Raw genomic sequence first — 20,594 nt, forward strand, 5'->3', positions numbered from 1 at the left:
CTCAAATGTATCTGGGAACACAGGTCGCAGCGCGGGATGACGACGATTATCGTATCTTCGCGCAACTGGGTGTGAAGCATATCAACGCCGACCCGCCGGGAAAGCCGAGCAGCTGGACGCTCTCCGATCTCGAACGTCATCGCGACAAAGTCGAAAGCTTCGGCCTGATCCTCGACATGATCCAGTTGCCCCTACCCTCGCAGCCGATCGAGAAGGCTTCCTATCCCGATATCCTGCTTGCCGGCCCCGAGCGCGACAGACAGATCGACGCCGTCTGCAAGCTGATCGAGAATGCCGCAGCCGCCGGCATTCCTGCGGTGAAGTATAATCTCAACCTGATCGGCATTCCCCGTACGCCGGATGAACCGGGACGCGGCGGATCGCTGAATGCGAGCTTCCGCTGGGACAAGACGGACCAGCAGGCCGAGCCCGGCCTTGCCGGCGTGCTTTCCGAGGACGAAAACTGGGAGCGGATCGACTATTTCCTCGAACGCGTCGTTCCTGTCGCTGCAAGCAACCGCGTCCGGCTCGCCTGCCATCCGCACGATCCTTATACGCCGCCGGGTTATCGCGGCGTCACGCGGGTGCTGGGTACGGTGGAAGGCCTGAAGAAATTCGTGCTGATGCGTGAAAACCCGTATCACGGCCTCAATTTCTGCCAGGGTTCGATCGGCGAGATGCTGGAAAATCCCGGCAAGGAAATCGACGATGTCATCCGCTGGTTCGGCCAGCGCGGCAAGATCTTCAATGTTCACTTCCGCAATATTCGCGGCGGCAAGCTGTCCTTCATGGAGACCTTCCCTGAAGAAGGCGACATGGACATGGTCCGCTCGGCCAGGATCTACAAGGAAGTGGGCTTCAAATACATGCTGATGCCCGACCATGTGCCGACCGTCAGCGGCAAGGATCCAACCGCCACCGCATTTGCCTTCTGCTACGGCTATATCGCCGCACTTCTGCAAGTGCTCGAGAGCGAGTGAGCCGGTTTTCAACACGTCAAGAATAGGACTTCATGATGAACCCGATTGAATTGAAGAAGGCCGTCGGTAGTGGTCTCCTGTCGTTTCCGGTGACCCATTTCGACGATCAACTCAAATTCGACGAAGGCAAATACCGCCGTCACGTCGAGTGGCTTTCCGGTTATGACGCTGCTGCACTGTTTGCCGCCGGCGGCACCGGGGAGTTCTTCTCCCTCAATCCGGCCGAGATTCCGCAGGTTGTCCGGGCCGCCAAGGCGTCGGCCGGCAAGACGCCGATCATTTCGGGAACCGGCTACGGTACATCGCTCGCCATCGAGATCGCAGTCGCGGCCGAGAAGGCCGGCGCGGACGGACTGCTGCTGCTGCCGCCCTATCTGATGTTTGCCGAACAGGCGGGTCTCATCGCCCACGTCAAGGCAGTCTGCCAATCGGTCGGCATCGGCGTCATCGTCTATAACCGCGACAACGCCGTCCTGACCGCCGACAGCATCGCGCGCCTGGCGGAGGAATGCCCGAACCTGATCGGCTTCAAGGACGGCGTCGGCGATGTCGACAAGGTGATCGAGATCACCACCCTGCTTGGCGACCGTCTCGTCTACGTCGGCGGCATGCCGACCCATGAGGTTTATGCGCAAGCCTATTTCGCGGCAGGCGTGACGACCTATTCATCGGCCGTTTTCAACTTCGTGCCCGCGCTTGCCCAGCGCTTTTACGGCGCCTTGCGCACCGGCGATCAGGCAACTGTCGACGAGATCCTCAAAGGCTTCTTCTTCCCCTTCGTCGCCTTGCGCAACCGCAAGAAGGGATACGCCGTCTCGATCATCAAGGCCGGCCTTCGCGTCCTCGGGCAGAATCCCGGCCCCGTGCGCCCGCCTTTGACAGATCTTACCCAGGAAGAGCTCGTGCTGCTGGAAAAGATCGTCCAGGCCAACGGCGTCACACGGATCGCGGCGGAATAATATATCGCGGCAGTCGGCCGCCGGGGTGGCCCGGCGGCTGTCCGGTTCGCAGCAACTGCGGCCGGTGGCTTGATGACCCTAATGAGGCGCGTTGTGGACTGACGGCCTACTACCATAGGGACTGCTGCTAGATCATCGGAGGCTTCAGAAGCGCCCCAATCCGCGAGATGCTAACTGAGGGAATAAAATCGAAGTCGGCGCAGATGGCCATCGCCTGATCTTTGGTCAGTCCCGCTGTCGAGGCAACGTTCGTGTCACCGTTGCCAGCGGCCCACGCACTCTCCCACAGGACCGCCAGCAGGTGGGCGCCGCTTTGCATGTTCTTGATGGTCTTGTTTCCGAACTTTCGCCATAGGTGCTCCGCGCGCTCCTTCGGCTTGCCCACAAAGTTGCCGAACTCGTTGACGACGGCCATCGGCGGAATTGAGGTGAAGGTCTTGCGCATCATCTCAATGGTTAGCTTGGCAGCCTCGAAGCCGGTCGTGATCATCTCCCCAGCTTCGGTTTTTGGGGTATTGAGCAGACCGGCCAGGACCTTTTCACGGAAGGCGCTGATCATGGCGTCTTCATACCCCCCATGGACGCCTTCGCCGAAACGTCGCATCTCGGTCTGGCCCTTCCGCTCGCCGCGCGTGAAGGTGTACTCGACCAGGCGCAGCGGATCGCCGTCGTGCAGATATGAGATATGGAGCGGCTGGCACGCATCCCCGATGTAGTGGGTGAGCGTGCCCGCGGCGCAGACGAATTGCCCGGGCTTGTTGGCGGCGGCGAACTCGGCCATCGCGTCGAATGTTTGCCAGACCCGGAATGGCAGCAGCCCGCGATACTTCTCGGCGATCGCGTCGCCGCTCTCAAGATCGGTGACTGAGTCGTAAAAGGCTGCCCATTTTCGGGGGTCGATGAACGTGGTCGGGTCGTCCTTGCAAAGTTCCAGGAGAGTCTTCCCATTGGGATCGGGCTGGTCCATGTCGGCGAAGTGATTAGGCCCCTCGAAGGTGCGGGCGAAACCCTGCTTGGCGATGCGTGGCTTCCAATAGAAGTCCGGCACATCCGCCAGCGCCACAAAATCCGCCGAACCCATTCCTGAGAACTCCCCCGCAAGGATGGTGGCGTCATCGTGACTGATGATGTCGGCATTGTTTTTCATCAGCGTGTTGAGTTTCGGCGACCGGTTCGACAGCGCCACCTGGGCGCGATTGGCGATCGAGAAGTGACCGATGGCACTCCATGTGTCAGGCTGATCAAGATTCCAGTTGCGAACCGGGTCGACGTCTAGCTCGGCGCACACACGCGACAGGAGCGTTGCCAATACATAGCTCTGCGGGCGCGCTTCGCCGGCCGAATAGAGCATGTTTCGGCCCCACTGCATGGCCAGCGGCCGGTAGTCCTTGTGCTTGGCCTTGGACTTGGTCGATTTGTCCTCGTCGTCGGGCTCGAGAAGCCAGAGTGTTCCTGAATCACCGGGATGGGTTGCGAACGTGGGTTCTTTCGCCTTGCTGTCCTCAGCGGGACGGGGGCCGATGAGCAGGTCAGCGACGTACTCAAACCCGCCATTGGTCTTGTAGCGGTAAAAGAGCGCGGCTATCTCGCCCTCCATCTCACCGCTCGCCGCACCGGTGCCACGAACGTCGCGACCGATGAGCGCCAACGAAATGGTATGGACGGAGAGGTCGACCATCTTTCCCATTTGGCCGACATGGCGGATTTCGGCGGTCCAAAGGTCGAGATTGTCGATGTCGATAAGGCCGACATCGAGATTGACGTAGACGTCGCGGCCCGGCCAGCCGGGGTAGTGCGTCGCGAACAAGGCGCGCGTCAGGTGCTTCTCGGAGCTTACGCCAATGCGTTGCTCCTTGCCGCCTAGCCGCGAATAGATGATCTCACCCGCTTCGCCGGCCACATGTCGGTTCGTGAGGGCATAGACGGTGTGACCATCGCTCACCAGGCACGCGATCGTGGCAGCGTAGTCCTGGCCCTGATTACGCGCGATGACGGGCCACCCGCCGCCGATATTGTTGACCGGAAAGACCGTGTTGAGCGGACGGGTCTCGTTCCTGTCCTCCTTGGGCGCTTCAATCACGCATACCGGAACGCTGCGGCCGTCCGGCAGGTAGAGCGTCTTCGGCACGAAGTCGCCTGGCTTCAGGTCCTTTTCCGGAACCCAGCGCTCGACGAAAACGAGTATCGCTGGCCAGGAGTAGTAGCGAATTTGCGAGTTCGCGAGCGTGCGCGCATAAGTGCCGTGGACTTTGCCCTCGCCGCGCTCGGTCGGCCAACTATCTTTGGTGCGGATGCGGTAGAGACCGATAGCCGTCGCGACCACGTTCGCGTGGCGCATGAGGTGGATGTGGTACTGGTCCCTCGCATCGAGAAGATCGCGCAACGAGAGTTGGTCGTAGACTCCACCAAGACGTTTCGTAGCCATGCTGCCCCCCAACAGAATTGCGATACTAGTATCGTCCCATCAATCTTCACCGTCTAGGCCAATGCCTCATGAGTTCCGCGATTGAATCTGCATTTGACGGCTTTTCGGAATAGCGGCAACGGACAGCGCCGCACTGGCAAACGCCGGAATAGCACTCAGCCATCAGGCCCCCTCACCGCCCATGAGGTGGTGTCGTGATCGGGGTGCTGGTTGTTGCTCTCCTTGATCGCCGCGGCCCAGTCGGCGCCGTTGTTTTCGGTCGCACCGGTATTTTCTATGCCCGTGATCGTATCGAACCATGCCACCATGTTCTCGGTGCAGGTACTGGCAAGCGGCGCGAAGGCGTGCGGATCGTCAAGCGAACCGATCATCAGGTTGGTGCGACCGTTTTCGAGGTGGTGGAAGAACAATGGCGTGCCGCAATTGGCGCAGAAGCCGCGCTCGACAATCTCCGAACTCTTCCAGATGCTTGGCTTGCCGCGTGTCCAGCTGAGCGCATCATCGGGCGCGGCGACGAGCGCGGCAAAGATGTTGCCCGAGGCTTTCTGGCACATGCGGCAATGGCAGAGATGCGAATTGTCAAGCATAGCGGTTGCGTGGTAGCGCACGGCACCACACTGGCAGCCGCCGCTCACCTCCATCTCGATGCGTTTCATTTTTTCTCCTCCTTCAAGAGGCGGGTTTGGGCTTAATCTCTTTAGGTTTTCGTCACTTTCCCGCTGCCCGAAGCTGTCATGCTGCCTTAGTGGTACGTCACGACGGGATTGAACACCCTTTGCAGAAAGGGCCTGAGAGCTCCCTGCATATGGTTCCTTGGAATTTGATGTCCACACTCAAAGACGTGAAGCGTCGCCAAGACTCCGGCATTGGACAGAGCTTTTGAGAAGAGTTCGGCTTGGGCAACAGGAGCGCGGTCGTCATGCTTTCCATGCAGCAACAGCGTCTCAGACCGAACTTCGAGCGCATAATGCAACGCAGAACGAGCCAGAAAGGCCTCTCTCGATAGGCCCGCCTCTTTCTCGATAGCCCACCGCAAACCGTCTGAACTCTCGTGATAAGCGACCTCAAGATCGTAGACACCGCTGGATAGAATGACTGCTCGCAGATCAGAAATCTGGGTGGCGACCATGGCCGATGCAACGGCACCACGACTGTTTCCGTAGAGAACAATTCGGTCAGGATCGACGGAAGGCTGGCCCCGCAGGAAAGCGAGAGCAGCTATGATCGCTTGCTGGGTTTTGGGGCCGCAGAAATCTGGAGGGCCATCTGACGCCCCAAAACCGGGCTGCGAGACTGCCGCCGCAGTGATATTCAAACCAGAACAGAACCGAAGCAACGCGCCGCTGTCGACCGCCTCTATCCCTCCAAGGAGACGGCCACCCTGATTGCCGTGGACAAATAGAATTGCTCCTGCGGGCGTTTCGCTTGCGGCTTGAGCTTGAAAAAGCTCGACCGTGGCTCCATCACCCCGGTCAATGAGATGTCGAGTTACTACCGGCATAACCACCATCAGGTTTTCGCGTGCCGAACAGACAATAGTGCAACTTGTGGCATTGGCAACGTCCGGTGGCGGGAGATATCGTTGAGAAACCAAATGGCTTAGCGGCTCATCCGTCCGTTTCGGTCTTTCGAGCAGGTAGGAGCTGGTTATCCGCCCTATTCATTGGCCACCGAGTAGGCAGCTGTGAGTTCCTTGGCCAAGGCTTCAAGGGCTTCCGGGTAAGCTACATCAACACACTGAAGTTTGGCGTCTCGCGCTGCCTCTAACATTTCCCTCTTGTCGCGGATCGAACGCTCCACAAATTTATCGATGATCAAAGCCGCCGATTGAGTGGCGTCCTTGTAGCCGGCTTCTTCCATCATGCGGGCACGTAAGAAGTCGTCTTCTGCGTACAGAAAGACAGCTCTGACAAGGTTGGGATCGAGTTTCGTCATATACTCTGGCCGTAGTGCTGACCCTTCAAGTATGAAGGGCTTCAAAAGCCGCCTCTGATTTTCGATGACCTGACATATGTACGGCCACATATTCTCGTGATGAACCTTCAAAAACCAATGCACTGTATCGTCGGAGAGACGTGAATAATATTCAGCTACCTGAGGACGGAGCGTCGGCCACGGTCTACCGGGGTGGCGGCCCAATTTGTCGGTGGAAATGAGTTCCCTACCAAGCGAGACAGCCAAGCTCTTTGCCAGTGTGGATTTTCCAACATGCGAACTGCCACCAATCAAAATCCCCAAGTGGTGTTGCTGCATTCTCTGACCTCCAATATCGCGATCAATTGGCAACTAATATTCGCAGTTGATGACTGCTCTTGGCGAATTGCCAGCGCTCCACAGGCGGTGGCGTGGAGCTATTTCCAGAAGGAAATCCTCAGATAGAGCACAGCTGGTGGTTTAAAAGTGCCGGAAGCTGGCTAGAACCGCGGCATCAGTCCATAGCCGGTGAGTGCCAATCGCTCGGTCACGTTAAGGACGGTCACATTGCGGCCGATTCCGCCCAGGAGGCCATATCGGCATTACCTTGTATGGGGAAACCATCGGATTTGTTCATCTCAGAAATGGTTGCGATCACCCACGGCAAAGGTGGCGGCAGCCGGATGACGGGCTGGTTTCGGCGATCTCCTGGGCCGAGGATTCGTATGCCCCACCGGTTCTAGCGCGCCTACAGCGCCACGCCGGTGCCGCGATCGAAGACGTGGACCTGATCGCTGGTGATGCTGGCCTCGAAGACGGCGCCGTACCGGGCGGGGTATTCGCCGTCGACGATGGCGGTTACCTGCTGTCCGGCGAGATCGAAGACGACATGGGTCTGGGCGCCTGTCGGTTCCACCAGCATCGTCCGGCCGGCGAGCGGCGTGCCGGCGGCGACGCCTGGAACGAGATGTTCGGGGCGCAGGCCGATGGTGACCGCCTGGCCGGCCTTGACCTTGCGGTCGGGCGCGATGCGGATTGCCGTGCCGTCGCCGAGGCGGGCGGCGGGCTCACCGTTTTCGCCGTCGACCGTGCCTTCGAGCATGTTCATCGCCGGCGATCCGATGAAGGCGGCGACGAAGAGATTGGCGGGCTTCCGGTAGAGTTCGAGTGGCGTTCCCTCTTGCTCCACCCTGCCCTGATTGAGCACGACGATGCGGTCGGCAAGTGTCATCGCCTCGATCTGGTCGTGGGTGACATAGATCGAGGTCGTCCTGACCTTCTGGTGCAGCGTCTTGATTTCCGAGCGCATCTGCACGCGCAGCTTGGCATCGAGATTGGAGAGCGGCTCGTCGAACAGGAAGACGGCGGGGTTGCGCACGACGGCGCGGCCCATGGCGACGCGCTGGCGCTGGCCGCCGGAAAGCTGGGCCGGTTTGCGGTCGAGGAGGTTGGCGAGATCCAGCATGCGGGCGGCTTCGGCCACCCGGGCCTCGATCTGCGGTTTGGCAACGCCGGCGAGCTTCAGATTGAAACCCATGTTTTCAGCAACCGTCATGTGCGGGTAAAGCGCATAGGATTGGAAGACCATGGCGATGTTGCGTTCGCGCGGCGTCATGGCGTTGACGACTTTGCCGCCGATAGCGATCTCGCCATCGGTGATCTCCTCGAGGCCGGCGATCATTCTGAGCAGCGTCGATTTTCCGCAACCGGACGGCCCGACGAGGGCGACGAATTCGCCATCCTCAATATGAAGCGAGATGCCGTGAATGACATCGACGGCGCCATAGGTCTTGCTGATATCGGTGAGTTCAACGGATGCCATGATTGTACTCCAACAGTTCGGCTCAGGACTTCACGGCGCCGGCGGTCAGACCGGCGATGATGTGTCTCTGGGCGACGAAAAAGACGATGATGGTGGGAAGGATGGTCAGCGTAATGAAGGCCAGCACCAGCTGCCACTCCGTGCCGTACTCGCCGCGATAGACCATGATGCCGAGCGGCCAGGGATATTTCGATTCCGAGTTCAGCATGATCAGCGGCAGGATGTAGCTGTTCCAGCTGCCGACGAAGGAAATGATGCTGACGGTGGCGACGATCGGCCGGGAAAGCGGCAACGAGATATGCCAGAAGAATCTGAGATAACCGCAGCCGTCGACGAAAGCCGCCTGAAACAATTCTTCCGGAAGATTGCGGAAATAGTTTCGAAACAGCAGGATGCTCATGCCGAGACCGAAAGCCACCTGCGGCAGCACCACGCCCCAATAGGTATCGAGCAGGCCGAGATCGCGGATGCGGATGAACAGCGGCAGGATCGCAGTCGCCGCCGGAAACATCAGGCCGAGCAGGAAATAATTGAGCAGGAATGACGATCCGAAAAAGCGGACATGCGCAAAGGCGAAAGCCGCCATCGACGACACGATCAACGTCAGGAGGACGGTGAGCGAGGCGATCACCAGCGAATTGCCGATCTGCAGCCAGTAGCGTTCACCGAAGAGGATATCGGTGTAGTTCGCCCATTGCCACTCCGTCGGCAGGCCGAAGGGATTGGTGCGCAGGTCGCCCAGCGTCTTGAAGCCGCCGAGCGCCGTCGTCAGCAGCGGCACGAGCACGATCGCGGCAATCAGGCTCAGCGACACGTAGAGATAGACGCGTGTTGATGTGCTCATGCGGATGGAAGAGCTCATATCAGTCATGGCGCATGAATATCCTTTTGTAACCGAAGGCGAGCGTCACGCAGATGATGAAGAGCACCACGCCGACGGCGCTGCCGAGGCCGACCTGCATGCGCATGACGCCATAGGTATAGAGGAAGGTGACCATCGTCTGGGTGGAGTTGGATGGCCCGCCGCCGGTCAGCGGCATGATCATGTCGAAGAGCTGCAGCGAGCCGACGACGGCAAAGAAGATGGAAAGACGCAAGGTCGAGCCGAGCAGCGGCAGCGTCACGTAGCGGAACTTCTGCCAGCCGGTGGCGCCGTCGATTTCGGCGGCCTCCAGCACACTCTTGTCGACGGATTGCAGGCCGGCGATGAACAGCATCATGTGGAAGCCGAAATATTTCCAGACGATGACGCCAAGCACGGCATAGATCGCCACGTCCTTGTCGGCGAGCACGTAAGGGTTGGCGAAGCCAAAGAAGTTGGAAACGGCGGCAAACAGGCCATAGTCGCCATCATAGACGAAGCGCCAGATGAGGCCCGCGGCAACGTCCGCCAGCACATAGGGCAGGAAGAAGATCAGGCGGTAGCCGACGACACCGGGAATACGGTGTGCCAGCATGGTGGCCAGCCAGATGGCGAGCGGCACCTGTATGCAGATCGAGATGACGATGATCAGGCCGTTATTGACCAGCGCCTGCGTGAAGGCCGCATTGCGGAACAGAACCTGGAAATTGCGCAGCGCGATGAACTCGGTCGGCGTGCCGTAGCCGTTCCATTTGTAGAGGCTGTACCAGGCCGCCTCGCCCATCGGCATGATGACGAAGAGCGTGAAAAGCAGCAGCGCCGGCGGCAGGAAGATCAACAGCACCGCCAGCCGGTCGTGTGCAACCGAGCTCTTGCTGTTTGCGGCTCTTTTTGCCGGCCTTGCGGCCGAGGTTATCGATGGGACTGAAATATTGGCCATGGGTCCTGCTTTCGCGTCTCGTCGGCAGCAATGCTGGCGCTCCGCTCCTAGAGCGCCCCGCGTCCAATAGGACGCGGTAAGGACGCTCTAACACTTTGAATCTGCGCATAATCTTTTCCGAAAATCGATTTCGATTTTCGGGGTTATGCGCGGAACGGAGCGCCAGGAAGGGTCTGCAGACGCTGGTTATTGTTCCAGTTCGAAAGCGTCCTGGATCATCTGGGCGCCGTCCTTGGAATTCATCTGACCGGAGACGATTTCCACCGACACGTCGTTGACGACACGCCCGACCGCAGCGCCAAGATCCTGGTCGAAATAGTTCTGATGCCAAGTCGAACCGGCCAGCTGTTTTGCCGATTCGGCAAGCAGCGGATTGGTGACGCCATCGCCGGCGCCGACGGCAACGGGCAGAAGCATGCCGGCCTTGGCCATCGCCCGCTCATTGTCCGCATTGGTCAGGAAGGCGAGGAAATCGAGCGCTTCCTTGGATGCCTTCTTGGTAACGGCCCAGCCGTTCAGACCGCCGAGCGTATCGGTCGGCTTGCCGGCGCCGCCATCAACCGCCGGGAAGGCGAAACGGCCGATATTTTCGGGTGCGAGACCCTTGCCGTCGCCGGCATTCTTGCGCTGGTTGGCCTCGGTATTTTCAAAGCCGAGGATGATTGCAGCCTTGCCGTCGCCGAAAACGCCGAGCGCCTGCGGCCAGGTCGAGCCGAGATAGCCGGGCTGGAACGGTTCGAGCTTTCCAAGTTCGGCGAGATCGTCGCCGGCCTTGATGATCGCGGGATCGAGGAAACCTTCGCCCTGGCCGGTCTTTGCCGCCTCGAAGACCTTCTGTCCGCCTTCGCGCATGACGAGATAGCTCCAGTAGAAGTGGATCGGCCATTTCTCACCGCCGCCGCCGGCGATCGGCACGATGCCTGCCTCCTTGATTTTCTTCACCGTGCCGAGAAAATCAGTCCAGTTCTTGATGTCCTCGGCCTTCACGCCTGCCTTGGCAAAGAGCTCCTTGTTGTAGAAGAAGCTGACCAGACCGACCTTATAGGGAATAGCCCAAGCCTTGCCTTCGAATGTCAGGCCGCTGATCGAAGCCGGGCTATAGGCGCCGCGCAATTTGCCGCCATCGGCATCCAGCGCCGGCGTCACATCCTGGAGGGCGCCGGTCTCGGACTGCTGCTTCAGGACGCCGCCGCCCCAGCTGAAAAAGAAATCCGGCACGTCGTCGGATTGCAGCAATGTCGGAAGCTTGGCCTTAAAGGCCTCGTTTTCGAGAAACTGCATCTGGATATCGACGTCGGGATGCTGGGCTTCGTATTTCTTGACGATGTCTTCCCAGGCCGCGACGTATTTCGGGTCGAGCTCGAGATGCAGCCATTTGACGACCGTCGCCGCCGAAGCGGCACCTGCTCCGGCCAGCAACATGCCGGCAGCAGCGGCCATGGATGCGATACGCCTGCCGCCAAAAGCGGCGCTCTTGAACCTAAAAGTCATGATTTTTCCTCCCAGGGGTCCTGTCCTCACAATTTTTCCCCTATGCGGATTAATTCAACGGAGCTTTCGCATATTGTCAACCCAATGCCTCTATTTTTATCAAATGCGCTTGACAGGACCACTGAATTCCCTGCTATTTATTTCGTAACCCGTTAAAAATATTTGGGTTCCGCCCCAACGAAACGCTCGCCTGGCTAGTTCCCATGAAGACCGCAGATCCCGAATTAATGCGCGCGATCAATCGCTTGAATGTGCTCGATACCATCAGGCGCCATGGTCCGATCTCGCGGATAGAGATCAGCGAGCGTACCGAACTCTCCACCACGACCGTTTCGGCCATCACTGCCTCATTGCTCGACGACGGGCTGATCCTGCCGCGTCACGAAGGCGATATCCGCAATGAGGCCGTGCGCGGACGGCCGCGGGTGATGCTGGAGCTCAATCCGGATGCCGCCCGCGTGGTCGGCGCCAAGATCGCCGCCAACAGGATGGTCTTCGTCGTCACCAATTTCCGCGGCGACGTGCTGTCGAAGCTCGCCTTGCCGATCCGGATCGACCGGCAGCCGATCGGCGTCATCGCCGATCTGGTCGAGGATGGCGTCCGGCGCTGCGTCGTTGATGCCGGGCTTTCGCTGGAGGATGTCGACAGCGTCTGCCTCGGCTTTCCCGGCGTCATCGAGCACCGCACCGGCTATATACGAAGCAGCCCGATCTTTCGCGACACCAATGTCGATTTCGCCGCCGAGATGTCGACGCGACTGGCGACGCCGACCATTGTCGAAAGCGACGCCCACGCCATCACGCTTGGCCATCACTGGTTCGGAAAGGCCCGCGATCTCGAAGATATGGTGCTGATTTCGCTGGAGCAGACGCTGGGGCTGGGCGTCCTGCACGGCAACAGCCTGTTTCGCGGCGCCGGCGGCCTCAGCCACAATCTCGGCGACCTCGTGCTCGGCATGGGACCGAATGGCGTCGTCCGGCTTTTCAGCCAGGCCGGCGAAAGCGCCATCCTCGGCGAACAGCAGGCTGACGGGCGTTTTGCCGAAGCAATCCGTCTCGGCCGCGGCATGAACCATGCCCAGGCGCTGATCAAGGCCGATGACGACCGGCTGATCAGTGCCGCCATCCGCGCCGGCGAGGCGGTGGGTTTGACCATTGCCAACATCGTCACACTGTTTGCGCCGCCGCGAGTCATCCTGGTCGGATCGAGCCTGGCGCTCGGCGAACCCTTTCTCAACAGCCTGCGTGATGCCTATGCGCTCGCCATTCCGCCGTCACTGCGCGGGGTGAGCGAACTCGTCTTTGACGATTCGACCGATGATTTCTGGGCGCAGGGTGCCGCAGCGGTGGCGCTCTACGAACTCTACGAATCGCCCTGGAGCACGACGGGGCCGGCGCTCTGACGGGCGCCCCAATCAAGATCAACGGCACCATCAATGGCAAGACCAATGGAGGAATTCATGGACAAGGTCGGTATCGGCATCATCGGATGCGGCAATATTTCGGGCGCCTATCTCACGGCGATGGCATCCTTTCCCATCCTCGACATCCGCGGCGTGGCCGATCTCAACCGGGAGCTGGCGGGCGCAAAGGCTGCGGAATTCAACGTTCCCGTCAAGACGGTTGAGGAGCTTTTCGCCGATCCCAAGGTTGAAATCATCGTCAATCTGACGATCCCGAAGGCCCATGTTGCCGTGGCGCTGCAGGCGCTCGATGCCGGCAAGCACACCTATTCGGAAAAGCCGCTCGGGATTAATTTCGTGGAAGGGAAAAAATTGGCGGAAGCCGCCAAGGCGAGGAATCTCCGCATCGGTGCTGCCCCCGACACCTTCCTCGGCGGCGGCCACCAGACGGCGCGCGCCTTGATCGACCAAGGCGTCATCGGCCAGCCGGTCGGCGGCTCGGCAACCTTCATGTGCCCGGGCCACGAGCGCTGGCATCCGAACCCGGCCTTCTATTACGAAGTCGGCGGCGGGCCGATGCTCGATATGGGTCCTTACTACATCACCGATCTCGTCAATCTTCTCGGGCCGGTTTCTCAAGTTGCGGGCTTTGCAACGACGCCGCGCGCGGAACGGCTTATCACCAGCGAACCGCGAAACGGCGAACGCATTCCCGTGCATGTACCGACCCATGTCACCGGCATGATGGCCTTTGCCAACGGCGCCGTCGTCCAGATCGCCATGAGCTTCGACGTTGCCGGCCACAAGCATGTGCCGCTCGAAGTCTACGGCACCGAGGGCACGCTGATCGTTCCGGATCCGAACAAGTTCGGCGGCCCGGTGGAATATCTGAAGAAGGGCGGTTCGTTCGAGGACCAGCCGGTCACCGCGCCCTATGCCGACGGCAATTATCGCTCGCTCGGCGTTGCCGACATGGCGCATGCGATCCGCTCCAACCGGCCGCACCGCGCCAATGGCGATCTGGCGCTGCATGTGCTCGAAGTCATGGAAGCATTCCACACCGCCGCCGCGACCGGCCGGACGGTCGCGATCACCACGGCAACGGAGCGTCCTGCCCCGCTGTCCGATTCCATCGTCGACGGACGACTGGCGAAATAAGTTTCAGGAGGAAAGACTATGCGTGAAGCACTGATCGTCTGGGGCGGCTGGAGCGGGCATGAGCCGCAGGAGTGCGCCGAAATCATCAAGACCATGCTCGAGGAGGATGGCTTCAAGGTCTATCTCGAGCACGGCACCGAGGCGCTTGCCGACCCTTCCGTTCATGATCTCAGCCTTGTGGTGCCGATCATGACGATGTCGAAGATCGAGAAGGAAGAGGTCAAGAACCTTGCCACGGCGATCGAAAGCGGCGTCGGTATCGCCGGCTATCACGGCGGCGCGGGCGATGCCTTTCGCGACTCCGTCGACTACCAGTTCATCATCGGCGGCCAGTGGGTGGCTCATCCCGGCAACATCATCGACTATACCGTCAACATCACCCGTCCCGACGATCCGCTCATGGAGGGAATTGCCGACTTTCCCTATACCTCAGAGCAATATTACATGCATGTCGACCCCTCGAACGAAGTACTGGCGACGACCAAGTTCACCGGCGAACATGCCTACTGGATCGACGGCGTCGTCATGCCGGTCGTCTGGAAGCGGAAATACGGCAAGGGCCGGGTCTTCTATTCCTCGCTCGGCCATCAGGCCAAGGAATTCGACGTTCCCCAGATGAAGACCATCTTCCGCCGCGGTGCCAACTGGGCTGCGCGGTGAGGCTGTCCGGTTCGTAGACATCCAAGAAAGGCCCCTCCCCAACCCCTCCCCACAAGGTGGAGGGGCTAACCTGCGGCCAGAGCCAGCAACAAATGCGAGCTCTTGCTCGCTGTGACCGTTCGACGGATTATTACGATAGAGGTTATCGCAAGCGGTGGGGCATCTTAGCCCCTCCCCCTTGTGGGGAGGGGTTGGGGAGGGGTTTTGGCTGGTTTTCAGCCGATGATCAGCGCCGTGCCATAAAGCCCCAGCGCGAAAACCGTATGAGCGAGAAGGTTGAAGCAGCGAACCTTGTTCGGGGTCGGATGTTTGGAAGCGGCCCAGCCGATGCCGAGGCCCGGCTGCAGCAGGAACCACCCTGCCCCGACGGTGACGATGCCGAAGATCCAGGCGGGAAGAAATGTCGGGGCCGCCAGCCAAGCTGAGCCCATGATGATGGCAAAGATCACCCCATAGAGAATGCCTACGGCGTAATGGCTGATCCAGCCGAGCGCCAGTTCATTGGCATAGGGCTCAGCGTCGGCAATGCTCTCGTGAAAGACCTTGCCGCGGCGGAGGTGCCAGAACCATCGTCCCACAGGTGCCCAGTTGGGGGCCGACTGGCCGAACTGGGTGAGCAGGATCGCCCAGAGGTCCATGAGGATGGTTGCGCCGGCGCCGATCACCAGGCCGCGCCACAGAATATCGAACATTGGGAATCACCGGAAAACGTTGCGATTGCAGGTCGCTACAAGATCATCGCAGACGCGCCGGCGCAATGGCTCCGGTGAATTCAAAGGCCACATAAGGGAAGGATTCCGAGGCTAATCCGGCTGCGGTCCGCCCTCGCCCTCAGTTTCTCCCGCGCCATTGCCAATATCGCCACTGATATCCTCCGCAAACTTCCGCATGAGGCGCACGAGTTCATTGAAGTCATGTTCCTCCCAGCTCTCGAAGATGGCGCGGCCCATCCGCTCGCGGGCGACGTCGATGCGATCGGTCATTGCCTTGCCCTTCGGGCTGATGACCGCCTCGCGCACGCGGCGGTCGACAGCATTGCCGCGGCGCTCCACCAGATCGAGACTTTCGAGCTTGGCGACCTGACGGCTGACGGTGGTGTAGTCGCGCCCGGCGCGGTCGGCGAGTTCGACCACCCCGATGGGACCGAGCCGTTCGATCGTGACCAGCAGCGGAAACAGGGCGCGATCGAGCGAAATCCCCGCCTCGCGGACCATCTGTTCGTCGCGCTGCGGGCGGTTCATGACGCTGACGATCTCGATCAAAGCCCCATGCAGTTCACGCAGCTTTCCGTTTATGTGTGTATTTTGCACATTCTTTGTTGACGTCATGTCGATTCTCCTATTATGTTCATAATACACATATGGAGAAATCAATGACAGAGAATTCCACAGTCGACGTGCTGATATCAGGCGCCGGGGCGGCCGGCCTGACGCTGGCGATCGAGCTGGCGCGGCGCGGCGTCTCCTTCCGCCTGATCGAGAAATTGAACGACCCATTCCGCGGCTCCCGCGGCAAGGGTATTCAGCCGCGAAGCCAGGAGGTGTTCGAAGATCTCGGCATTCTCGACCGGATCGTCGCACTCGGCGGCGCCTATCCCAGGCAGCGGGAATATCGCGACGACGGCAGCGTCAGCGAATCCGACGCCGTGGTGCGTGAAGAGCCGACGCCGGCCGAGCCCTATCATCTTCCGCTGATGGTGCCGCAGTTCCTGACCGAAGGCGTGATGCGCGAGCGCCTGCTCGAGCTTGGGCATCGCCCTGAATTCGGATGCGAACTTATCGGCTTCGAACAGGATGAGGCGGGCGTGACCGCGCAGCTCAAGGGCACATCCGGTGAAGAGACCATCCGCGTGCGCTGGCTCGTCGGCGCCGATGGCGGCCGCAGCTTCGTGCGCCATGCGCTGGATATCGGCTTTCCCGGCAAGACGCTCGGCGTGCGCGCCATGGTCGCTGATGTCATTCTGACGGGATTGGATCGCGACGCTTGGCATCGCTTCGGCGATGGCGGCATGCAACGACAGATCGCCATTTGCCCGCTGGCGGGCACGGATCTGTTCCAGATCCAGGGACCCATCCCGCTCGACAGCGAGGTTGATCTCTCCGCGGCAGGCTTGACCGCCCTGGTGAAGGAGCGCACCAGCCGCAACGACATCGAGGTCCAATCGGTCTCCTGGGCGTCGGCCTTCCACATGAACGCCCGGCTTGCCGATCGCTACCGGCTCGGCCGCGTGTTCCTGGTCGGCGATGCCGCCCATACGCATCCGCCGACCGGCGGACAGGGTCTGAATACCAGCGTTCAGGACGCCTATAATCTCGGATGGAAACTGGCTGCGGTCACTGCCGGCGCCCCTGACGCGCTGCTCGACAGCTATGAGGAAGAGCGCCGCCCGGTCGCCGCCGCCGTGCTCGGGCTGGCGACCAATCTTCTCGACGCCATGAAGCGAGGCGATATGCGGCGCGGCCGCGATGTGCATCAACTCGATATCGGCTATCCCTCCTCCTCCTTCGCGCTGGAAAAGCCCGAGCGGAACGCCGGCCTACTTGCGGGCGATCGTGCGCCCGATGCGCCGCTCAAAGGTGTCGCTGGCCAGCCGACGCGTCTGTTCGAATTGTTCAGGGGGCCGCACTGGACGCTGCTCGGCTACGAGGTCGAGCAAGCCGCCGTGCTGCCGCGCCCAGGCCTGCATATCCACAGGATCGGCGAGCGCGGAGATGTCATCGACGAAGGCGGGCATTTCCATGATGCCTACGGTCTGGCATTGGGCGACTGGGTGCTCGTGCGTCCGGACGGCTATGTCGGCGCTATCATTGCGTCTGCTCACGCCTGGGCGCTGGAAGCCTATCTCGCAAATGTCGGCCTCGCTGCGTAAGTGGCAACTCAAAGCGCCACGGCGTCATCGGCGCGTCTGAAAACAGGTGTGCCGTAGCCAATCGCCACGCCGAGTAGCGCGCTTTCGTTTTCTAGCCGCCGAACAAGGCCCAAGAGAGCCTCAGGATGAGGAGCGTTGGAGGATGCCGCACCATAAGACCAAGCGGCATCGAATCTTTCAGAGAGCATCCCGCTCGTATCGCGGCGCCCATCCGCGGGCCATCCCGCGGCTCATCACGCTTTCCGCCAGCGCCAATTGCTGGCGGAGATGTTTGCAGTCATCGAGCAGCGAGCGTATCGCCGCCTTGGCATTGTCGTCATGCCAGGCAAGCACGGCTTCGATTTCCCAGGCTTGATCGGGCCAGGTTTGATCCGGCCAGGTTTGACCAGGTCCAGTTTGTTCGGGGCGTGCCCGATGGGGTTCCAAGGCTTTTGCCGGCTGCATCAGTTCAGCGCCAATGGCAATTGAACCGGGCGCGGCAAGGGCGGCAGCGGCCGGCTGAGTTCGACCTTTCTCTGCCAGGCGGCACGCCGCTGCCGATCCCGCTCGCGGGCTGCGCGGGACGCTTCGACAAGCGCGAGGGCGTTGGCGATCACCTGTTCCGTATGCGTCATGATCATCTCCAATGTTCCTGTTTTGTTCTAAGTTAGAACTTCGGCAGGAAAAGTCAAGCGTCGGGACGACATGGCGTTGGGGATAGGTGGGGAAGCGCGGAGAGTATTCAGTCCGCCGCTTCTATGACGGCAATGCCGGCCTCCTGCGCCGCCCTGATGAAGGCCGCCCGCACATGTTCCGGTGGGAGATCGCCGATAATCGCATCCAGGCACGATTTGACGGCCTCGAAATACTCTTCGCCGTCGTCTACCGGCCAGTCGCGCAGGAGCGTGCGCGCGGCGTCCCATACAGAGTTAATAACGGCATAATGACCAAGCCCCATTGAGGCCAAGCCAACCGGTCGAAAATGTGCCGTCTGTTTCACTTTGCTACAGCTTTTCCCAATTTCGGTGGAGCTATGGAATACGATGCAATTTGCGTGCCGTTGGCAAGCCGCCTACCGGCCGAAGCGTGGCTTTGGATCCTAGAACAGGATGATTTTAGACCGGGTCGGCCTAAAATCTGAAACCTCTTCTACATTATAGAGTTAGAGCATGACGTCGCCCGAAAACCGCTCACACTTTCGGCATCACGCTCTGGTCACTCATGGCCGTCACACAAACGTGTTTCTCCATCCCTCCCGGGTGCGGTTGCCGCCGCGCTTGAGAACATGGAACGCCTGAAGACCCCGACAGCTCCCCCGACCAGTCATTAAGCGACTGATTATGGTAAATATCGGGCTTCCATCCCACGCGCGCTGATTAAAACTCAGTCTTTCCTTTTATACTCTATAAGAATTACAGCAACTCATATGCTTTTCTGGAAGCAAGAACCTCTCTAATCATTCATGGATTGTGCCAGAGGTGGACGGAGTTTCGTCCTGGTCGTACAATGCCATCTCCTGCACGCGGCGGATCTGGGAGGAGCGCGCGATGCCTATTTTCATGGACCGGCACTTTCTTGAAGGAACCACAGCCGCCGACGTTGCCCGGGCGCATCGCATGGATCTCGACATTCAGGACAAGTATGGCGTCAAGTTCCTGACCTACTGGTTCGATCAGCGGCGCGGCACCGCCTTTTGCCTTGTGGATGCGCCGGATGCGGAAACCGCGCAATGTGTGCATCGCGAGGCCCACGGCTTCGTCGCCGGCGAGATCGTCGAGGTCGCCCTCTCGGCGGTCGAGGCTTTTCTTGGCCGAATTCACGATCCTGAGCCGGCGCCTGGCCAATCGTCCACCGACGTCGATCCCGGCCACCGGGCAATCCTCTTTACCGACATCGTCGGATCGACGGCGATGACATCGCGCCTCGGCGACCGCATTGCGACCGAAATGGTCAGGGCCCATGACGCTATCGTACGCAGATGCCTCAGCCAGAATTCAGGCCGCGAAGTGAAACACACCGGCGACGGCATCATGGCGGCCTTCGCCGCGACGACGGCAGCCGTCGCATGCGCCATGGCGATCCAGCGGGAATTCGAGCGTTACAACGGCGGAAACACCGAGCCTATCCATATCCGCATCGGCGTGGATTGCGGCGAACCGGTCGAAGACAGCAACGACCTCTTCGGTTCGACCGTGCAACTTGCCGCGCGACTCTGCGCGGCAGCCTCCAGCGACCAGATCCTCGTCTCGGAGAATATTTTTCGGGAATACGGCGCCGCCGAGCTTTTCGCTCACGCAACGCGCCGACGGTTCAAGGGGTTCTCGAAGCCCATGCTGGTCTTCCGATGCGACTGGACCAATGCCGCGGTAAACTAAGATCTGCTGGATCCGACACCCGAATAGCCGGCTGCCTCTTGGCAAGGCTTGCCGCGGCGCTTCGTGGCCAAGAAATGGGCGATCCTCCGATTTTTAGATATCTAAACCAGAACGCGCCGCAACTGATGTCACGGCGCGCCCTCACCTGCCATGCAGACGGTCCCGATAGGCCTATATCTGACTAAGCATTACCAATTTGGTGGTTCATCGGTCCGTCGAATTTGGGGCCACCCTCGACCTTCGCAAGGACGCCAGCCATCTTCAGGAACCGCCGGAAATTCTCGCGCGCAGCGCTCAGCGGGAAACGCCCGTTGGCCGCATCTCTGCACGCCTTCAACAGCGTGTCATATGCCAAACCCCGTTTGTCCTCCGGCCACCCGTCCAGAACATCGAAGATTTCATCGAGGCACGTGACCTCATCGATGATATGTTGACGATGAAGCAGAATCGGATCAAACCGAGTTGACGACATAGTATCCTCCCATTTATATTACTTTTTATGGTATAATTTTACGCAAAAACAGCAATCTATTCAAGTCGAAATCGCGTCATCCTGACTATTAACGTCACGAAACTACTTCCATAACGACAGAATAGCCCGACCAGGTTAGACTTACGCGACTTTAATCATCGACTGAGGCGCGACGCATCACGATTATAGATTGATTGATCAATCGTGCGAATGTTTCGGCTCAGGCAAGCGTGATCTAGCGGGCCAGAAGTTTTCCTATAGGCTCGCGTTGGCATGGTAGATTGC

21 protein-coding genes are annotated in these 20,594 nt (G+C 60.0%); 7 read left to right on the forward strand and 14 right to left on the reverse strand.

What is annotated here, in order from left to right; all coding sequences use genetic code 11:
- Positions 1 to 5 precede the first annotated feature (5 nt).
- Positions 6 to 980, forward strand: coding sequence for a mannonate dehydratase (locus OLZ32_RS03620; protein ID WP_003539520.1), 975 nt, complete (start codon positions 6 to 8; stop codon positions 978 to 980).
- A 32-nt stretch (positions 981 to 1,012) separates the two neighbouring features.
- On the forward strand, positions 1,013 to 1,939 hold the full coding sequence (kdgD, locus tag OLZ32_RS03625) for a 5-dehydro-4-deoxyglucarate dehydratase (protein WP_264395579.1): 927 nt from the start codon (positions 1,013 to 1,015) through the stop codon (positions 1,937 to 1,939).
- Between the two features lie 127 nt (positions 1,940 to 2,066).
- On the opposite strand, the gene OLZ32_RS03630 is transcribed toward kdgD, so the two are convergent.
- From OLZ32_RS03630 to OLZ32_RS03665, 8 genes are all read right to left on the reverse strand, one after another.
- Positions 2,067 to 4,364: a Nal1-like putative serine protease gene (locus OLZ32_RS03630; RefSeq protein WP_264395580.1), complete on the reverse strand. Its 2,298-nt coding sequence runs from the start codon at positions 4,362 to 4,364 to the stop codon at positions 2,067 to 2,069.
- 155 nt (positions 4,365 to 4,519) lie between these two features.
- On the reverse strand, positions 4,520 to 5,020 hold the full coding sequence (locus OLZ32_RS03635) for a GFA family protein (RefSeq protein WP_264395581.1): 501 nt from the start codon (positions 5,018 to 5,020) through the stop codon (positions 4,520 to 4,522).
- Positions 5,021 to 5,106: 86 nt separating this feature from the next.
- Positions 5,107 to 5,874, reverse strand: a complete 768-nt coding sequence (locus tag OLZ32_RS03640) for an alpha/beta hydrolase family protein (protein ID WP_264395582.1) — start codon at positions 5,872 to 5,874, stop codon at positions 5,107 to 5,109.
- Positions 5,875 to 6,020: 146 nt separating this feature from the next.
- On the reverse strand, positions 6,021 to 6,617 hold the full coding sequence (locus OLZ32_RS03645; RefSeq protein WP_003539507.1) for a hypothetical protein: 597 nt from the start codon (positions 6,615 to 6,617) through the stop codon (positions 6,021 to 6,023).
- 409 nt (positions 6,618 to 7,026) lie between these two features.
- Complete coding sequence (locus tag OLZ32_RS03650) at positions 7,027 to 8,100, reverse strand: ABC transporter ATP-binding protein (protein ID WP_264395583.1); 1,074 nt, start codon at positions 8,098 to 8,100, stop codon at positions 7,027 to 7,029.
- Between the two features lie 22 nt (positions 8,101 to 8,122).
- Positions 8,123 to 8,971, reverse strand: a complete 849-nt coding sequence (locus OLZ32_RS03655; RefSeq protein WP_003539503.1) for a carbohydrate ABC transporter permease — start codon at positions 8,969 to 8,971, stop codon at positions 8,123 to 8,125.
- Complete coding sequence (locus tag OLZ32_RS03660; protein WP_003539501.1) at positions 8,964 to 9,902, reverse strand: carbohydrate ABC transporter permease; 939 nt, start codon at positions 9,900 to 9,902, stop codon at positions 8,964 to 8,966. Before OLZ32_RS03660 ends, OLZ32_RS03655 begins: the two co-directional genes overlap by 8 nt.
- A 186-nt stretch (positions 9,903 to 10,088) precedes the next feature.
- On the reverse strand, positions 10,089 to 11,393 hold the full coding sequence (locus OLZ32_RS03665) for an ABC transporter substrate-binding protein (protein WP_264395584.1): 1,305 nt from the start codon (positions 11,391 to 11,393) through the stop codon (positions 10,089 to 10,091).
- A 203-nt stretch (positions 11,394 to 11,596) separates the two neighbouring features.
- Between OLZ32_RS03665 and OLZ32_RS03670 the strand changes: the two genes are divergently transcribed.
- The 3 genes from OLZ32_RS03670 to OLZ32_RS03680 are packed head-to-tail and all read left to right on the forward strand — an operon-like array spanning position 11,597 to position 14,614.
- A complete protein-coding gene (locus tag OLZ32_RS03670) occupies positions 11,597 to 12,796 on the forward strand; it encodes an ROK family transcriptional regulator (protein WP_003539497.1) in 1,200 nt (399 codons plus the stop codon).
- Positions 12,797 to 12,853: 57 nt separating this feature from the next.
- Entirely contained in the window at positions 12,854 to 13,954 is a 1,101-nt protein-coding gene (locus OLZ32_RS03675; RefSeq protein ID WP_264395585.1) for a Gfo/Idh/MocA family protein, read from the forward strand.
- An 18-nt stretch (positions 13,955 to 13,972) separates the two neighbouring features.
- Positions 13,973 to 14,614, forward strand: coding sequence for a ThuA domain-containing protein (locus OLZ32_RS03680; RefSeq protein WP_003539493.1), 642 nt, complete (start codon positions 13,973 to 13,975; stop codon positions 14,612 to 14,614).
- Between the two features lie 215 nt (positions 14,615 to 14,829).
- On the opposite strand, the gene OLZ32_RS03685 is transcribed toward OLZ32_RS03680, so the two are convergent.
- On the reverse strand, positions 14,830 to 15,306 hold the full coding sequence (locus OLZ32_RS03685) for a DUF2938 domain-containing protein (protein ID WP_017988278.1): 477 nt from the start codon (positions 15,304 to 15,306) through the stop codon (positions 14,830 to 14,832).
- Between the two features lie 111 nt (positions 15,307 to 15,417).
- Positions 15,418 to 15,942 (reverse strand): MarR family winged helix-turn-helix transcriptional regulator, encoded by a 525-nt coding sequence (locus tag OLZ32_RS03690; RefSeq protein WP_264395587.1) that lies wholly within the window; start codon positions 15,940 to 15,942, stop codon positions 15,418 to 15,420.
- Between the two features lie 44 nt (positions 15,943 to 15,986).
- Here OLZ32_RS03690 and OLZ32_RS03695 point away from each other — a divergent pair, with 44 nt between their 5' ends.
- Complete coding sequence (locus OLZ32_RS03695) at positions 15,987 to 17,483, forward strand: FAD-dependent oxidoreductase (RefSeq protein WP_264419570.1); 1,497 nt, start codon at positions 15,987 to 15,989, stop codon at positions 17,481 to 17,483.
- Between the two features lie 177 nt (positions 17,484 to 17,660).
- Here the strand turns inward: OLZ32_RS03695 and OLZ32_RS03700 are convergent, their stop codons facing one another.
- From OLZ32_RS03700 to OLZ32_RS03710, 3 genes are all read right to left on the reverse strand, one after another.
- A complete protein-coding gene (locus tag OLZ32_RS03700) occupies positions 17,661 to 17,927 on the reverse strand; it encodes a hypothetical protein (protein ID WP_264419573.1) in 267 nt (88 codons plus the stop codon).
- Positions 17,927 to 18,097: a hypothetical protein gene (locus OLZ32_RS03705; protein WP_172643620.1), complete on the reverse strand. Its 171-nt coding sequence runs from the start codon at positions 18,095 to 18,097 to the stop codon at positions 17,927 to 17,929. The genes OLZ32_RS03700 and OLZ32_RS03705 overlap by 1 nt, the downstream gene beginning before the upstream one ends.
- 107 nt (positions 18,098 to 18,204) lie before the next feature.
- Positions 18,205 to 18,462 (reverse strand): DUF982 domain-containing protein, encoded by a 258-nt coding sequence (locus OLZ32_RS03710; RefSeq protein ID WP_003539480.1) that lies wholly within the window; start codon positions 18,460 to 18,462, stop codon positions 18,205 to 18,207.
- Positions 18,463 to 19,009: 547 nt separating this feature from the next.
- On the opposite strand from OLZ32_RS03710, the gene OLZ32_RS03715 reads away from it, so the two are divergent.
- A complete protein-coding gene (locus tag OLZ32_RS03715; RefSeq protein WP_003539478.1) occupies positions 19,010 to 19,837 on the forward strand; it encodes a nickel-binding protein in 828 nt (275 codons plus the stop codon).
- A gap of 181 nt (positions 19,838 to 20,018) precedes the next feature.
- On the opposite strand, the gene OLZ32_RS03720 is transcribed toward OLZ32_RS03715, so the two are convergent.
- Positions 20,019 to 20,309 carry a DUF982 domain-containing protein gene (locus tag OLZ32_RS03720; RefSeq protein WP_017988273.1) on the reverse strand — a complete coding sequence of 97 codons (291 nt, stop codon included), beginning with the start codon at positions 20,307 to 20,309 and terminating at the stop codon, positions 20,019 to 20,021.
- Positions 20,310 to 20,594: the final 285 nt, after the last annotated feature.

The organism is Rhizobium acaciae (assembly GCF_025941625.1).
GTDB classification, from domain to species: Bacteria; Pseudomonadota; Alphaproteobacteria; order Rhizobiales; family Rhizobiaceae; genus Rhizobium; species Rhizobium acaciae.

What these genes read in the sequence shown, in the direction of transcription:
- OLZ32_RS03720 (WP_017988273.1), bottom strand. Translation starts at nt 20,309, where the DNA reads ATGTCGTCAACTCGGTTTGATCCGATTCTGCTTCATCGTCAACATATC.
- OLZ32_RS03675 (WP_264395585.1), top strand. Translation starts at nt 12,854, where the DNA reads ATGGACAAGGTCGGTATCGGCATCATCGGATGCGGCAATATTTCGGGC.
- OLZ32_RS03700 (WP_264419573.1), bottom strand. Translation starts at nt 17,927, where the DNA reads ATGCAGCCGGCAAAAGCCTTGGAACCCCATCGGGCACGCCCCGAACAA.
- OLZ32_RS03640 (WP_264395582.1), bottom strand. Translation starts at nt 5,874, where the DNA reads ATGGTGGTTATGCCGGTAGTAACTCGACATCTCATTGACCGGGGTGAT.
- OLZ32_RS03665 (WP_264395584.1), bottom strand. Translation starts at nt 11,393, where the DNA reads ATGACTTTTAGGTTCAAGAGCGCCGCTTTTGGCGGCAGGCGTATCGCA.
- OLZ32_RS03620 (WP_003539520.1), top strand. Translation starts at nt 6, where the DNA reads ATGTATCTGGGAACACAGGTCGCAGCGCGGGATGACGACGATTATCGT.
- OLZ32_RS03645 (WP_003539507.1), bottom strand. Translation starts at nt 6,617, where the DNA reads ATGCAGCAACACCACTTGGGGATTTTGATTGGTGGCAGTTCGCATGTT.
- OLZ32_RS03705 (WP_172643620.1), bottom strand. Translation starts at nt 18,097, where the DNA reads ATGACGCATACGGAACAGGTGATCGCCAACGCCCTCGCGCTTGTCGAA.
- OLZ32_RS03715 (WP_003539478.1), top strand. Translation starts at nt 19,010, where the DNA reads ATGCCTATTTTCATGGACCGGCACTTTCTTGAAGGAACCACAGCCGCC.
- OLZ32_RS03655 (WP_003539503.1), bottom strand. Translation starts at nt 8,971, where the DNA reads ATGACTGATATGAGCTCTTCCATCCGCATGAGCACATCAACACGCGTC.
- OLZ32_RS03650 (WP_264395583.1), bottom strand. Translation starts at nt 8,100, where the DNA reads ATGGCATCCGTTGAACTCACCGATATCAGCAAGACCTATGGCGCCGTC.
- OLZ32_RS03635 (WP_264395581.1), bottom strand. Translation starts at nt 5,020, where the DNA reads ATGAAACGCATCGAGATGGAGGTGAGCGGCGGCTGCCAGTGTGGTGCC.
- OLZ32_RS03695 (WP_264419570.1), top strand. Translation starts at nt 15,987, where the DNA reads ATGACAGAGAATTCCACAGTCGACGTGCTGATATCAGGCGCCGGGGCG.
- OLZ32_RS03680 (WP_003539493.1), top strand. Translation starts at nt 13,973, where the DNA reads ATGCGTGAAGCACTGATCGTCTGGGGCGGCTGGAGCGGGCATGAGCCG.
- kdgD (WP_264395579.1), top strand. Translation starts at nt 1,013, where the DNA reads ATGATGAACCCGATTGAATTGAAGAAGGCCGTCGGTAGTGGTCTCCTG.
- OLZ32_RS03685 (WP_017988278.1), bottom strand. Translation starts at nt 15,306, where the DNA reads ATGTTCGATATTCTGTGGCGCGGCCTGGTGATCGGCGCCGGCGCAACC.
- OLZ32_RS03690 (WP_264395587.1), bottom strand. Translation starts at nt 15,942, where the DNA reads ATGACGTCAACAAAGAATGTGCAAAATACACACATAAACGGAAAGCTG.
- OLZ32_RS03670 (WP_003539497.1), top strand. Translation starts at nt 11,597, where the DNA reads ATGAAGACCGCAGATCCCGAATTAATGCGCGCGATCAATCGCTTGAAT.
- OLZ32_RS03660 (WP_003539501.1), bottom strand. Translation starts at nt 9,902, where the DNA reads ATGGCCAATATTTCAGTCCCATCGATAACCTCGGCCGCAAGGCCGGCA.
- OLZ32_RS03630 (WP_264395580.1), bottom strand. Translation starts at nt 4,364, where the DNA reads ATGGCTACGAAACGTCTTGGTGGAGTCTACGACCAACTCTCGTTGCGC.